Here is a 12646-nt window from a genome sequence, read left to right as displayed (position 1 = left end):
CTGATGCTTAGAGAAGAATTTCATAAAAATTTACTATTTCATAAGTATTCACGAAAAAAACCTAAACAAAAAAGCGGAAATAACGTCCATCCGCCTTCTTGTTTAGGTTTATTTCTTCTTCCAATGCTTGTCTATGATTTAGGATTTTCTCTATCGTTAGTTTCATCCAAAAGTTCCTGCATCCCGATAATTTCCCGATACTGATGAATCTTAGTGATACCGATCACTTTATCTACATCAATACTAAAACAAATCCCGTTACCTGGAACATCGATGTTGATGCCTTGACCAATCGCATCCATCACTTGATTCGTCAAACTATCTGGTACTAATGTCAAAACAACATCTTTTTCTGGCGAGATGTCCAAACCTAAAAATTTCCCTGAATCATGTACACCAGAACCACGACCATGTAAGATTGTTCCGCCTGCTGCACCTGCTTCTTTTGAAAAGTCGATGACATCTTCACCTGTTCCTCCGTCCACGATCGTCACAATCATGTGAAGATTCAATGCTACAAGATCTTTCATTTGCTTTCCCCCAATTTTTGCAATCTTTCTTTTTCGATTCTGTCTTTTTCATCTTTTCGTTTATAAATATATCCTAGTACTAAAGTGGATAATATTGGCGTCAATGCAATCATTGCAACCACACCAAACCCATCAATGATCGGATCTCTTCCCTCAATTTGTGCAGCGATCGCCACGCTCATTGATAAAATAAATGTCGAACACATCGGACCCGTTGCTACTCCACCGTTGTCAAAAGCCATTGCTAAAAAGATCTTGTCCACTTTTCGTCCTAAAATAAATGCTAGCCCATATCCTGGGATCAAGAAATAATAAAGAGAGAATCCGACGAGCAAACGCCACATAGACAATCCTACTGCTGCGCCAATCCCAATCGAAATCACCATCAGCATGATTTTCGACCGGATCCTCCCTTCACTCAATTCTTCAACCTGTTTGACCATTACATGAATCGCCGGCTCAGCAAACCCTACTAGGAACCCCATCAAAAAGCCAAGGGGAACCAATATATAATTATAGGGCAATCCAGCGATCGTACTCCCTAAATGCTGTCCTACCGGAACGTAAGCCATATTGACTCCGTGCAGGAAAAGGATCAACCCAATAGTCGTTATCAAGAAGCCTTTCATAATGTCAAAGAAACGCTTCTTACGCATACGAAAACTAATGATATTCATCAAAACAAATAGAATCACGATAGGTGCCACTGCTAAAATAACTTCCATAGTAACAATCTCGATACCATCTATCACTTGCTGCCAGAAACTCATTGGAAGATCACCCCCAAAATCATTACGGCAAGAATGGGTCCTAATGAAGCAATACCAACCATTCCAAAGCTGTCATTTTCATTTTTCTTTTGTTTGATCATACTAGTCATCCCTCCGGCAAGGGCCAAGATAAATGGAACAGTTACTGGACCAGTAGTCACTCCCCCCGAATCAAAAGCAATCGGCATGAATTCGGAACTAGTGAAAAACGAGGCGATCAAAACGCCTATGTAGCCTATAGCCATCAATTGATAATAGGATAGCTTGAATACGACCCGAAGCAGCGCAAAGGCTAGAAATACTCCAGTGCCGACACTGACGATCCCAATCAGCAACACTCTGCCAATCTCTCCGTCAGATATATCATATACTTGTTGTCCCAAAACTTGCACGGAAGGCTCGGCAATCGTGATCACAATCCCGATAGCAAACCCCAAACTGACCAAAACAGCCAAACTTTTCTTTTTGATCATATATTTCCCTACTAGATCTCCGACTTCCATCATGGAATAGTCTGCCCCAAACAAAAAGAGCGTCATTCCGATCATCATGATAGCCGCACCTACCAAGAATGAAGCGAGGTCTTCTCCTTCTAACGGCGCAAAAACAAACGTTAAAATGACAATCAGGACGGTCATCGGCAATATGGCAGCAATCACTTCTTTAAAATTTTTTATCATGTATCCTCCTCCTTTACTCTTTAAGTTTACCTTAAAATGAAAGAGTTTTCGAGCATAAATTTAAAACGTTATCATTTAATTTTTCTCACCATAAAATAACACACGTCCCAAAAGTATCTTTTTACTTGGAAAAGATGACTTTGTAGGGACGCACTTACTGTTGTTTTTTATTTTACAGAGCCGATCATTCCTTGAACGAATTGCTTTTGCAAAACAAAAAATACGATGGCAGTTGGTAAAGTAGCAATGACTAATCCAGCCATGATCATTCCATAGTCTGGTGTATAGGAAGCACCCATAGCAGATAAAACAAGCGGAACCGTCCGTTTATCAGGAGACTGCAAAGCCACTAAGGGCCATAAATAATTATTCCAGCTGCTCATGAATGTGATGATTGCTGCCGCTGCATAGGTATTTTTAGCCGTCGGCATATATACTCCAAAAAAAATACTTAGTTCTTTTAGACCGTCTAATCGAGCGGCTTCTACTAGATCTTTTGGAAAGGATTTAACATTTTGTCGGAAGAAGAAGATCAAAAAAGCAGTGCTGATAGATGGTAAGATTACAACTAAGAAACTATTGATTCCCAAAATCGTTCCGTTCAATTGTGAAAACATTCGATACAAAGGAATCATCAATGCCGCAAAAGGAACCATCATCGATAGCAGTAGAATATTGAAAATCAAGTCTTTTCGCTTGCTTTGATAAATCTCAAATCCATATCCTGCCATTGACGAAATCAGCAATGCAAACACAGTGGTCACTAGAGCGATCATTGCTGAATTCCAAAGGGAACGAGTAAAATTCAGTTCATTGGAAAACAAATTTTGAAAATTGATGATCAAGTTACTGCCAATCTTTATTTTTCCCGATGTGATATCCACGGGTGTATTCGTCATTCCCAGAATCATCCAGACAAAAGGGAAAATGGAAATAAATGATAGGATGCTTAATGCTGTATACTTTAATGCTGACCCAATTGCCGAACGAAGTCCTAAGGCTTGTTTTTTGACGTTGGGGTGTGCAATCGTTTCTTTTTCTACCATGCTTTTCATCGACTCTCTCCTCCTACTTTCGTTTGGATTATCGACAATATCACAATAAAGGCAACAATAACAAAGGAAACTGCTGCCGCATATCCAAAATTAGGCGTGAATTTATAACTCAAATTATAGATGTATTGAGACAGGGTGGTCGTTGCATTTGCTGGACCCCCGCCAGTAATATTTTGTACTTCATCAAAAAGCTGCAATGTCCCGATCGTCGAAGTAATGGAAGTAAACAAAATAATCGGTTTTAAATTCGGGATCGTCACTTTGATAAACTGCTGCCATTTAGAAGCACCATCAATAGATGCTGCTTCATAAATCTCCGAATCAATATTTTGCATGCCTGAAAGGAAAAAAATCATATTGTATCCAGTCCAACGCCAAGTGATCGAAAGAATGATCAGAACTTTCGCCCAAATTGGATGAGTCAGCCAGCCAATCGGTGTATCAATCATACCAATGCCCAACAACAAGTTGTTTACAAGGCCAGATTGAGAAAATAGACTTTTCATGATCAGAGAATAACTGACCATCGAAGTGATACACGGAAGAAAAATAGCTGTTCGAAACAACCCTTTATATTTCAGCTTTTTATCATTTAAAAGGTTGGAAATAAAAAGCGCTAGAAACAGCATGATTGGTACTTGAACTAGTAAATACAGGAACGTATTGAAAAAAGCTTTTTTAAAAGTAGCATCTGTCAGCATCCGCTGATAATTACCTAATCCGTTAAATGTCATATTGACAGGGGGACCACTTTGAAAAGACGTAATCAAAGCCAAAACCATCGGAATAAAAACCATGATTGATATCAAAATGACTGGCAAGATTAAAAAAGCATGCCCGTTTTTGAATAAATCTTTCTGCTTCATTCTTTTCCCTCCAATTCTATCATTGATTATCTACATGAAAAGACAAGAAAGACAACGTCTGTAAGGCAGCCGCCATCTTTTTTGTCTTTTCGGTTGTCTGATAAAAAAACAAAGAAATTTGCTTTTTCATCACCAATCAATTAGCCAACTGTGCTTCTACTTGTTTTTGTGTATCTGCTAGTACCTTGTCTGTCTCTTCTCCATTGATGATTCGATGAAGAGCTTCGGCTACGACTGCTTCAATTGCATAGGTCTCATGTCCGTAATTCACTTCTGGAATTTCTGATGTCCATTTGGAAAAATCATCAAAGACCTTTTGGCCACTGTAAAATTCTGAAGCTTCTTGATAAGCTTCTTGTTCATTTGCACTAAGCATCGTAGACACCAGTCCGATTTCTTTCGCAAGAGTGCCCATCAGTTCTTCATTCGATGCAAACGTTGCTTCGAGGAAATCTTTCGCTGATTCTTCTCCAGCTACTCCTTTGAGCACATACCAACCAGCTCCGCCAAGGTTAGAAGCTTGCGCTTTTTGTAAATTTTCTGGTAGTGCAGGTATTGGCGCAATCTTCCATTTTCCAGATTGATCTTCTGCTCCTTGGATCGTTGAAGAATACCAAGCGCCAGTTGGGCTAGAAGCTACTGCTCCTGATTGTATCGCAGTTACTCCAGCATTCCAGTCAGAAGTTTGTTCGACTAGGTCTTCTTTCAAAAGAGTGGCAAATAATTCAAGACCATACTTTAAAGATACATTGTCTTGGATCGTGACCGTCTCCCCATCTTTGGACGTATACCATTCTCCCGCCTGTTGCATTATCATTCTTACTCGACCAAGATCAGAAGGATTGACTTCAGCGATTTTCTTTCCCGTCTTTTCTTTGACATCTCGCGCCACTTGAATATACTCGTCCCACCTCAGATTCTCCATATCCTCTTCAGTATAGCCTGCTTCAGCCATCAGATCCGTACGATAGAAGTTTGCTGTTACGCCCGAATCGAAAGGAACACCGTATATTTTTTCTCCTACTTTGTTTACTGCAAATTTATATGGTGCAAAATGATCTTCCTTTACAATAGCAGACAAATCAGCGAATGCATCTGGATAAGAAGTCAAATAGCCTTGTATCCTATAATCTTCAATCAAGACGATATTGGGCAATCCTTCTGTATTCCCGCTTGCTAAAGCGGTGTTCAGTTTCTGAACGATATCATCCTGAGACATCGTAACAACTTCTATCTCTGTTTCTTCGTTCTCATAAATTTTTTTTGCTTCATTCACTGCTTTGATATTGAATGTCTCATCCCACGCCCAGACAGTGACTTTTTCTTCGTTGTCTGCTGTGCTACTAGCACTTCCGCATCCTGTTAAGAAACCTGATGCTGCCGCTAAACAAACGACTCCAGCAATTAACTTTCTGATGTTCATTTTTATCCGCTCCTTTTCCATCCATTAGTTGTTTATGTTTGCTACATTCATCATACCAAAATCTGAAAACGGTTTCTTTATTATCCAGATACTTCAAAAATTTCTCCTAAAATAATAAAAAAATACAAATCAACTATGACAAAAGGAATAATCTTAGCATCTAGACCAAAGATCGAATGGGTGGAGGTTTCTTTAAAATAAAAATATCCTTGCATTTTCTCCTAGAAATAAGTATTTTTAAATTACAAGACTATTCTTAAGGCGGGTAAAAAAATGCCAATACGCGTAATTCTTATCGATGATGAACAGACGATTTTAGATGGAATGAAACAATTGATCAATTGGTCTGAGCACGGGTTTCAATTAATAGGAACTTTTTCCAGTCCATTGAAAGCGCTTGACTTTTCTTTGGCACATGCAATCGATATTGTGGTCACAGATGTAATGATGCCTGAACTAAATGGGATCGAATTATCGCGGCTATTAAAACAGCAACAACCTGAAACACAGATCCTTATCCTCTCTAGCTATGATGAATTTGATATGGTTAAAGATTCTTTTAAAGAAGGCGTCGCTGATTATCTTTTAAAACCTCGATTGAGTCCTGATTTTTTTCTAAATTCCTTAACTGCCGTTTCACAAAAAATCAAAAAAGAGCCCAACAAAAGCCCAATCACCGATCGTTATGAGCAGATCTGCGAGAATCTTTCACAGCAGATTGCTGGACAAACTCGTCCATTGCTTGACCCTCTTCTTTTTGAACACACCTTGTTTTTTCTGTTATATACCGAAAAACGGCCATTCAGTTCAAAACAAGGCTCTAAACAAAAACAGTCGATCATCCATTCGTTGATGGATAGCGACGATTCGTTTACTATTTATCCCTTTTCTACCTTTTCGGAAGAATCCGGCTATGTGATCAATACTGATTCCAAAGATACGCTTAGGAAGTTTGTTCAAAAGTTTCGTCAAGAAGTTTTTCCAGGTGATTTTTTTGTTGTTTCTGACTCTTTTCCAATCCAAGATATCAATGAAATATTCCAAGAAATCAGAAATTGCACCAAAGGACAACGTTTCTATCATAAGGGAAAGAACCTTGCTTATCAGCATGAACTTCTTCCGTTATCAACCAACCACGAGCAGCAAGCAAGTAGCTATTTAACAAAAATCGTTCATAAAGACTACGCTTTAGCTGTCAAAGAACTTGAGGGTTTCTTCACGACAATATTGGAACAGCCTATTGATCCAGCTTATTTGAAACATGAGGCAATCAATCGTTTCTATGCATTACTCAACGCTTTAGCTGACGAATATGTTGGTAATGAAGAACTTTCTTTGCTCAAGATCGCCCTTCCTTCTTTATTAGCCGATGCTGAGTACTTGGAAGATTTTTCTTTTCTTGTCAAAGAAACACTTGAGAAACTCACCCACTTTTCTGCAAATGCAATAAAAAATAATTTCGATATCTTGACTTTGATCTACGAGTTCGTCCAGGAAAATTATGAGAAAGAAATCAATTTACAACTTCTATCCGAAAAATATCATTTTTCATATAGCTATCTCTCAGCTATCTTTACTGAAAAATTTGGTATCAACTTTTCAAAATATCTAAAAAAAGTCCGTATTAGTAAAGCCAAGCTCTTTTTAACGGAAACACGGCTTACTTTGACGGAAATCTGTGAGAAAGTCGGCTATACCGAACTGGGTTATTTCTCCAGAGTTTTTAAAGAAGAGACAGGAATGACACCTTCTCAATACCGTAAAGGAACTTTTGTAAAATGAGAAAAAAAATCAAAGAGCATGAACTCTTTACCAAACTTCTGTTCATTTTGTTCGTCGGTCTTTTTCTGCAAGCCATCGTCATCTCTTTGTTTATTTATCATCGATCAAGGGATGCCTATATCCAGCTGTTCAATCAATCGAATGATGTGGTACTAAAAAAGATCCAATCTGAATTTGAAAGCTTGAATGATGCAATCGAGAATACATTAGCCGCTTTTGATTCCAACCCAGCTGTCGAAAGCTATTTTTCCAATGGTCCAGTCCAACATATGGAACAGCTTCAGCAGCTAAGAACGATCCAAAAAATGAATGACTCTCTTTCAAAAGTCTATCCAATGATCGATTACGATGTGTTGATCTTTGGAGAAAATAGAAGAACTTTTGTCGGAAACGATATGCTCACTGCCGTATCTGCCGATTCTTTTTTTCAATCTGCGATTGCCCAGAGAGTGAATGAACGTGCTGCTGATTCACAAATGCTTTTTGCACAATACGGATTGACTCTTCGCGATAAGAAAGCGCCCAGCGTCTTCTTTGTCAAAAAACTGAAAAACACATTGAATCACGTTTACGGATATGCTGTTTTATCGATCTCATCCCAGCAACTAGCGAATCTTTTTCAATCTGTAGTAAATCCCGAGATATCGAAGATCTCCTTCATGAACGAAGAACAGACGATCATCGCATCAAATGAAGAAAATACAATTGGAAGCCGATCAATGATTTTCAAAAAACTAACAGTAGGTGAAACAACGATTTCAAATGGACAGCAGTTGACCCGTCTTCCTCTGTACCGCCAGGATTGTACATTACTCAGTCAAGTCGATCTTCATTCTTTGTCTAACCAAATGGGCGTGATTTTCCCCATTATTTTGTATAATATCGTGACACTTGCTTTTGCTGGCTCATTGGTATTTATGTATTTGGATCGACACACAAAATCGATCTACCGCTTGATTGATTCGCTAAAATGGCTAGAGGAAGATGGCTTAAAAGCTACTGTTCCTGTGCAAGGAAGCCATGAAGTCCAATTGCTAGGGAATACGATCAATCAATTGCTAAGTAATGCGCAGCATCATTATGAACAGACGATCCAAGACGAAAAGAAGAAACGTTCGCTTGAAATCCAGACTATGCAAGCACAGATACAGCCCCATTTTATTTATAATACGCTGACTAGCTTGAAATTTTTGATTTGGCAGCAAAAAACAGATGAAGCGGTTCAAGGAATCGACAGTTTCATTACTTTACTAAGAAGTACGATTGGGAAAAAAGAAGAAGTGATTCCAGTCAAGGAAGAAATCAAAAGCGTACAAAGTTACATCGATCTTTTGAGTATGCGATATGGCGAAAGAATCTCGGCTAAAATAATGATTCCTGATGAACTGCAGACATTATCTATGCCGAATATGATCCTTCAACCAATTATCGAAAACGCCTATCTTCATGCTTTTCACAATAAAACGCAAGGATTCATCACGGTGTACGGCAAAACAAAAAATCAGCTTCTTTTATTCGAAGTGATTGATAACGGCGATGGCTTCGATACTGAAAATACCAAACAAAAAAATGATCATTTTTCAGGAATCGGCATCAGCCATGTAGATGAGCGGATACGCCTAATGTATGGAGATGCATATGGCTTAACGATCCAATCAGTGATTGGGACAGGAACGACTGTAACGATTTGTCTCCCGCTTCTTCTTAAAAACCAATCAGAATATTAAAAATAAAGAATAGCCAAGCGCTGATTTTTTTATTTTTAAGTTAAATCAATCAATCAGTATTCTTGACTTTCATCTACGCGTCTATTCTACTGTCAATACTGGATAACAGCCTAATATTTGACTTTTTCCTCCGAGCATCTTGATTTCTTGGAGCGCATTCTCTACTAATGCCATTGGGCGATCCAATAACAAATCGATTACAAAAAAATATTCTCCCAAGCTAGTTTTCAATGGTCGGGATTCAATCTTACTTAAGTTGATCTCCCGCCAGCCAAAAGCTGCCAGCATTTTATGAAGCATCCCTGGCCGATTAGCAGGTAGGGTCAAGATGACACTCATTTTTACTGGAGCTGACTGTTGGCTGGTCATCTTTCGGTCACCGACGATCCAAAAACGTGTCTGGTTCAACTCATTATCTTGGATATTTTCAGCTAAGATCTCCAATCCAACATGCTGTGCTGTTTCTAATGAAGCAATCGCTGCTGCGTCTTCTTTCGGATGTTCTGCTACATACATTGCTGCAGCAGTTGTTGATTCTGTTGCTACTAAAGGCACATTAGGATAATGCGTTTCTAAAAACTGTTGTGATTGTGCTAGTGCTTGGGGATGAGAAAGGATTTTTGTAATCTTTGTTGCTGCATTGCCTAAAAGCTGCTGCTTGATAGGAAGAACGATTTCACTTTTAACTTCGACTTCTGGATGTTTGGAAAGAAGATCGATTGTGTGATGAACAGATCCTTCCAATGAATTCTCTACAGGAACGACAGCCAGATCGACCTGTTTGCGAAACAACGCGCGCAAACAAGCAGGGATCGAAGCATACGCAGTCAATTGTTCTGTAGGAAATAGCTGGCAAGCCGCCTGATAAGTGAACGAACTTTCTGGCCCTAGATAGCTGACATTCATATGCTTTTGATCCTCTCTATAATGGTATCGATGATCTTTTCTGGTGTTTGATTGGTCGTGTTGATTCGATGTGTCGCGCTCTCTTCATACCAGGAAAGTCGTTGTGCCAATAAGGCTTTTATTTCTTCTCTTGTTTTTCCAAGAGCTAACGGTCGAATAGACGTTTTATCTTGTTGGATACGATCGATTAGACAGTCTGCTTCTGCCTCTAAGTAAAGAACAATTGGCTGCGTTTGTAAAAATTGCCGATTGGCAGCACATTGGACGATTCCTCCACCAGTCGCGATAATTTTATCTTCATTTGACAGCTTTCTTAAAACCTTTGACTCCACTTTTCGAAAGCTGTTTTCACCGTAATAGTGAAAATATTCGGCAATCGATAATTGGATATGTTCCTCAATCTTTGTATCTAAATCTACATACTCTTTTTGTAAACGTTGAGCTAACCCTTTACCGATCGTTGTTTTTCCAGCGCCCATGAAACCAATCAGCAAAATGCTAGCCATGAGCTTCTCCTCCTGACACAAGTTCTGCTAAATCGTCGAAAAATGCCGGATAAGAGATTGAAACGGCTTCGGCTCCTTCTAGTTCGCAAGGTCCATCAGCTATCAGAGCAGCTACTTGCAGCATCATCCCGATTCGATGATCGCCTCTGCTGGAAACTTTTGCGCCATGCAGAGGTGTTGGTCCATGGATGATCAAACCGTCTGCTGTTGCTTTTATCTTTGCCCCCATTTTTTGCAATTCTTCTGCCACCGCATCAATTCTGTTGGTTTCTTTTACTTTTAATTCTTCTGCGTCTTTAATGATCGTGATTCCTTCTGCTTGAGTAGCCACTAAAGCTAGAATGGGCAGTTCATCAATCAGACGCGGAATGATTTCTCCACCAATCATTGCTTTCTTCAAACGACTCGTCTTGACACTTAAATCAGCCGATTGGTTCTGTTCATTGTGATTCGTCTGGGTAATCGCTGCGCCCATCTCCTCCAGCACATCTAAGATACCGGTCCTTGTTGGATTGACCCCGACATTTTTTAACAACAGCTGGCTTTCCGGAACAAGAAGCCCTGCTGCTAGAAAGAAAGCAGCTGATGAAATATCACCTGGAACAGTTATCTGCTGACCGGTTAATTTTTGCGGTCCTGTCACCATGATCGTTTTATCTTCCACTGTGATCCATCCACCAAATTGACGAATCATTTCTTCCGTATGGTTACGGGAACGTTCTTTCTCAACGATTACGGATGTACCTTCTGCTTGTAGTGCCGCAAACAGCAAAGCAGATTTGACCTGTGCACTAGCTACAGGCATATTGTATCGGATAGGTGATAAAGAGCGGACTCCTGTCACACTAATTGGTAGATACTGATCATTTTCATTTCCTTGCAAGTCAGCACCCATCTCGCGTAAAGGCTCCATCACTCGCCCCATTGGACGTTTAGACAACGAAGCATCACCGAACAGAGTCGTTGTAAAAGGCTGTCCAGCCAAAATACCCATCAATAAACGACTCGTCGTACCGGAGTTTCCCATGTCGATGGGTGCAGTTGGTTGGACAAAGGAGTGGCTACCGCGACCATGAATCTTGATTACCTCTTCCTCTTCTTCGATCTCGACGCCTAATTGTTGGAAGGCATGTAAAGTACTCAGACAATCTTCTGCGCGCAAAAAATTTTGTATAGTCGTCGTTCCCTCAGCAATTGCTCCAAACATGATGCTGCGATGAGAAATCGATTTATCTGCTGGTATCCTAACAGTCCCTCTTAATCCATGTATTTGTTGTAATAATCGCATTTATCCAGCCTCCTATTTGATCCAGCAATGATAACTGGTATTAGATATAATGGTTCTTTTTGCTTGTAACAAATCCTGTTGATTTTTGAAACTGATTTGCAGTATCCCTAAAATATCTTCTCGCGTCTCTTGGATCTTCAAATTGATCAAAGAAACTCCCGCTTTTCCAATCAGTCCAGTTACTTCTGCAATCACGCCAGGCTCATCTGGCACATCGATAAATAAATCAAAAAAGGCAGGGATCGCGCCTTGCTTATGGACAGGCAACTGGTCTCGACTTTCTTTTGCCCGATTGAAAAAAGAAAAGATTTCCGATTGGTTCTCAGTCATGATCCATTCTGCTATTTGTGTCATTTCTTGCTGCCAATCTGCCAATCGTTCCAATAATATCTGCTTATTGCTCAACAAAATATCTGTCCACATGACAGGATCCGAGGAAGCAATCCTAGTGATATCTCGAAAGCCTCCTGCTGCCAGTTGTTTGGCTCGCGGATATTCTTGATTGAATTGTTCTGCCTGATTGACTAAACCAGCTGCCAGAATATGTGGAAAATGACTTAGCATTCCTGTTATACGGTCATGTTCTCCTGCTGTAAGAGTCACATATTTTGCTTTGGTTCCGCAAAATAGTTCTTGCAGTTTTTCAACATTTTTTTTCGTCTTTTCCAAAGGTGTAAAGATGTAATAGGCATTTTCAAATAGTTTAGCATCTGCTGCCTGTATACCTGATTTGTGAGAACCAGCCATTGGATGTCCACCAACAAACCGAAGATTTTTCTGCTCAGCGGATGTCACGACTTGCTGCTTCGTACTGCTGACATCCGTAATGATGACGTGATCAGACAAGTTGATTCTTTCAAGGACATCAAGATAAGCTAAGGTTGTACGGACGGGAACGGCTAATAAGATAACGTCTGCTTGTCCTGCACCTGTTTCAAAATCATTTGCAACGTAATCAACGATCTGCTGTTCTACTGCTTGCTCACGGGTTTTTGGCTGACTATCCCAACCAACTACTATCAGTTCTGGATTGGTCTGACGAATACAAAGTGCCATAGAAGCACCAATCAGTCCAAGCCCCACGATAAAAACATGTTGTGCCATCTTATTTGC

Annotated in this window: 12 protein-coding genes; 2 read left to right on the top strand and 10 right to left on the bottom strand. The window is 39.8% G+C overall.

Features of this window, described 5'->3' with window-relative positions:
• Window positions 1–131 precede the first annotated feature (131 nt).
• From IGK53_RS05725 to IGK53_RS05700, 6 genes are all read right to left on the bottom strand, one after another.
• Complete coding sequence (locus IGK53_RS05725; RefSeq protein ID WP_002329272.1) at window positions 132–530, bottom strand: P-II family nitrogen regulator; 399 nt, start codon at window positions 528–530, stop codon at window positions 132–134.
• Window positions 527–1300 carry a DUF1538 domain-containing protein gene (locus IGK53_RS05720; protein ID WP_002329273.1) on the bottom strand — a complete coding sequence of 258 codons (774 nt, stop codon included), beginning with the start codon at window positions 1298–1300 and terminating at the stop codon, window positions 527–529. Before IGK53_RS05720 ends, IGK53_RS05725 begins: the two co-directional genes overlap by 4 nt.
• Window positions 1297–1980: a DUF1538 domain-containing protein gene (locus IGK53_RS05715; protein ID WP_002329274.1), complete on the bottom strand. Its 684-nt coding sequence runs from the start codon at window positions 1978–1980 to the stop codon at window positions 1297–1299. Before IGK53_RS05715 ends, IGK53_RS05720 begins: the two co-directional genes overlap by 4 nt.
• 167 nt (window positions 1981–2147) lie before the next feature.
• Window positions 2148–3035, bottom strand: coding sequence for a carbohydrate ABC transporter permease (locus tag IGK53_RS05710; protein WP_430605031.1), 888 nt, complete (start codon window positions 3033–3035; stop codon window positions 2148–2150).
• Entirely contained in the window at window positions 3032–3901 is an 870-nt protein-coding gene (locus IGK53_RS05705) for a carbohydrate ABC transporter permease (protein ID WP_002329276.1), read from the bottom strand. Before IGK53_RS05705 ends, IGK53_RS05710 begins: the two co-directional genes overlap by 4 nt.
• A gap of 136 nt (window positions 3902–4037) precedes the next feature.
• Entirely contained in the window at window positions 4038–5324 is a 1287-nt protein-coding gene (locus tag IGK53_RS05700; protein WP_002335743.1) for an ABC transporter substrate-binding protein, read from the bottom strand.
• Window positions 5325–5597: 273 nt separating this feature from the next.
• Here IGK53_RS05700 and IGK53_RS05695 point away from each other — a divergent pair, with 273 nt between their 5' ends.
• Both IGK53_RS05695 and IGK53_RS05690 read left to right on the top strand, forming a co-directional pair.
• Window positions 5598–7106 carry a response regulator transcription factor gene (locus tag IGK53_RS05695; RefSeq protein ID WP_002329279.1) on the top strand — a complete coding sequence of 503 codons (1509 nt, stop codon included), beginning with the start codon at window positions 5598–5600 and terminating at the stop codon, window positions 7104–7106.
• A complete protein-coding gene (locus tag IGK53_RS05690) occupies window positions 7103–8833 on the top strand; it encodes a sensor histidine kinase (RefSeq protein WP_002335744.1) in 1731 nt (576 codons plus the stop codon). The genes IGK53_RS05695 and IGK53_RS05690 overlap by 4 nt, the downstream gene beginning before the upstream one ends.
• Window positions 8834–8914: 81 nt before the next feature.
• Here IGK53_RS05690 and pheA read toward each other — a convergent pair whose 3' ends face one another.
• From pheA to IGK53_RS05670, 4 genes are read right to left on the bottom strand one after another with little or no spacing between them, the layout of a single operon-like run.
• Window positions 8915–9739 (bottom strand): prephenate dehydratase, encoded by an 825-nt coding sequence (gene pheA / locus IGK53_RS05685; protein ID WP_002329281.1) that lies wholly within the window; start codon window positions 9737–9739, stop codon window positions 8915–8917.
• Complete coding sequence (locus IGK53_RS05680) at window positions 9736–10245, bottom strand: shikimate kinase (RefSeq protein ID WP_002329282.1); 510 nt, start codon at window positions 10243–10245, stop codon at window positions 9736–9738. Before IGK53_RS05680 ends, pheA begins: the two co-directional genes overlap by 4 nt.
• Entirely contained in the window at window positions 10238–11533 is a 1296-nt protein-coding gene (gene aroA / locus IGK53_RS05675) for a 3-phosphoshikimate 1-carboxyvinyltransferase (protein WP_002329283.1), read from the bottom strand. The genes IGK53_RS05680 and aroA overlap by 8 nt, the downstream gene beginning before the upstream one ends.
• 12 nt (window positions 11534–11545) lie before the next feature.
• On the bottom strand, window positions 11546–12637 hold the full coding sequence (locus tag IGK53_RS05670; RefSeq protein ID WP_430605030.1) for a prephenate dehydrogenase: 1092 nt from the start codon (window positions 12635–12637) through the stop codon (window positions 11546–11548).
• Window positions 12638–12646: the final 9 nt, after the last annotated feature.

It is taken from the genome of Enterococcus sp. DIV1224, from assembly GCF_050555455.1.
In the GTDB taxonomy this organism is placed as follows: domain Bacteria; phylum Bacillota; class Bacilli; order Lactobacillales; family Enterococcaceae; genus Enterococcus_B; species Enterococcus_B lactis.
The sequence above is the reverse complement of the archived record's forward strand: the minus strand, read 5'-3'. Positions and strand labels throughout refer to the sequence as shown.

What these genes read in the sequence shown, in the direction of transcription:
- IGK53_RS05715 (WP_002329274.1), bottom strand. Translation starts at nt 1,980, where the DNA reads ATGATAAAAAATTTTAAAGAAGTGATTGCTGCCATATTGCCGATGACC.
- IGK53_RS05680 (WP_002329282.1), bottom strand. Translation starts at nt 10,245, where the DNA reads ATGGCTAGCATTTTGCTGATTGGTTTCATGGGCGCTGGAAAAACAACG.
- IGK53_RS05705 (WP_002329276.1), bottom strand. Translation starts at nt 3,901, where the DNA reads ATGAAGCAGAAAGATTTATTCAAAAACGGGCATGCTTTTTTAATCTTG.
- IGK53_RS05670 (WP_430605030.1), bottom strand. Translation starts at nt 12,637, where the DNA reads ATGGCACAACATGTTTTTATCGTGGGGCTTGGACTGATTGGTGCTTCT.
- IGK53_RS05695 (WP_002329279.1), top strand. Translation starts at nt 5,598, where the DNA reads ATGCCAATACGCGTAATTCTTATCGATGATGAACAGACGATTTTAGAT.
- IGK53_RS05725 (WP_002329272.1), bottom strand. Translation starts at nt 530, where the DNA reads ATGAAAGATCTTGTAGCATTGAATCTTCACATGATTGTGACGATCGTG.
- IGK53_RS05710 (WP_430605031.1), bottom strand. Translation starts at nt 3,035, where the DNA reads ATGAAAAGCATGGTAGAAAAAGAAACGATTGCACACCCCAACGTCAAA.
- IGK53_RS05690 (WP_002335744.1), top strand. Translation starts at nt 7,103, where the DNA reads ATGAGAAAAAAAATCAAAGAGCATGAACTCTTTACCAAACTTCTGTTC.
- pheA (WP_002329281.1), bottom strand. Translation starts at nt 9,739, where the DNA reads ATGAATGTCAGCTATCTAGGGCCAGAAAGTTCGTTCACTTATCAGGCG.
- IGK53_RS05700 (WP_002335743.1), bottom strand. Translation starts at nt 5,324, where the DNA reads ATGAACATCAGAAAGTTAATTGCTGGAGTCGTTTGTTTAGCGGCAGCA.
- IGK53_RS05720 (WP_002329273.1), bottom strand. Translation starts at nt 1,300, where the DNA reads ATGAGTTTCTGGCAGCAAGTGATAGATGGTATCGAGATTGTTACTATG.
- aroA (WP_002329283.1), bottom strand. Translation starts at nt 11,533, where the DNA reads ATGCGATTATTACAACAAATACATGGATTAAGAGGGACTGTTAGGATA.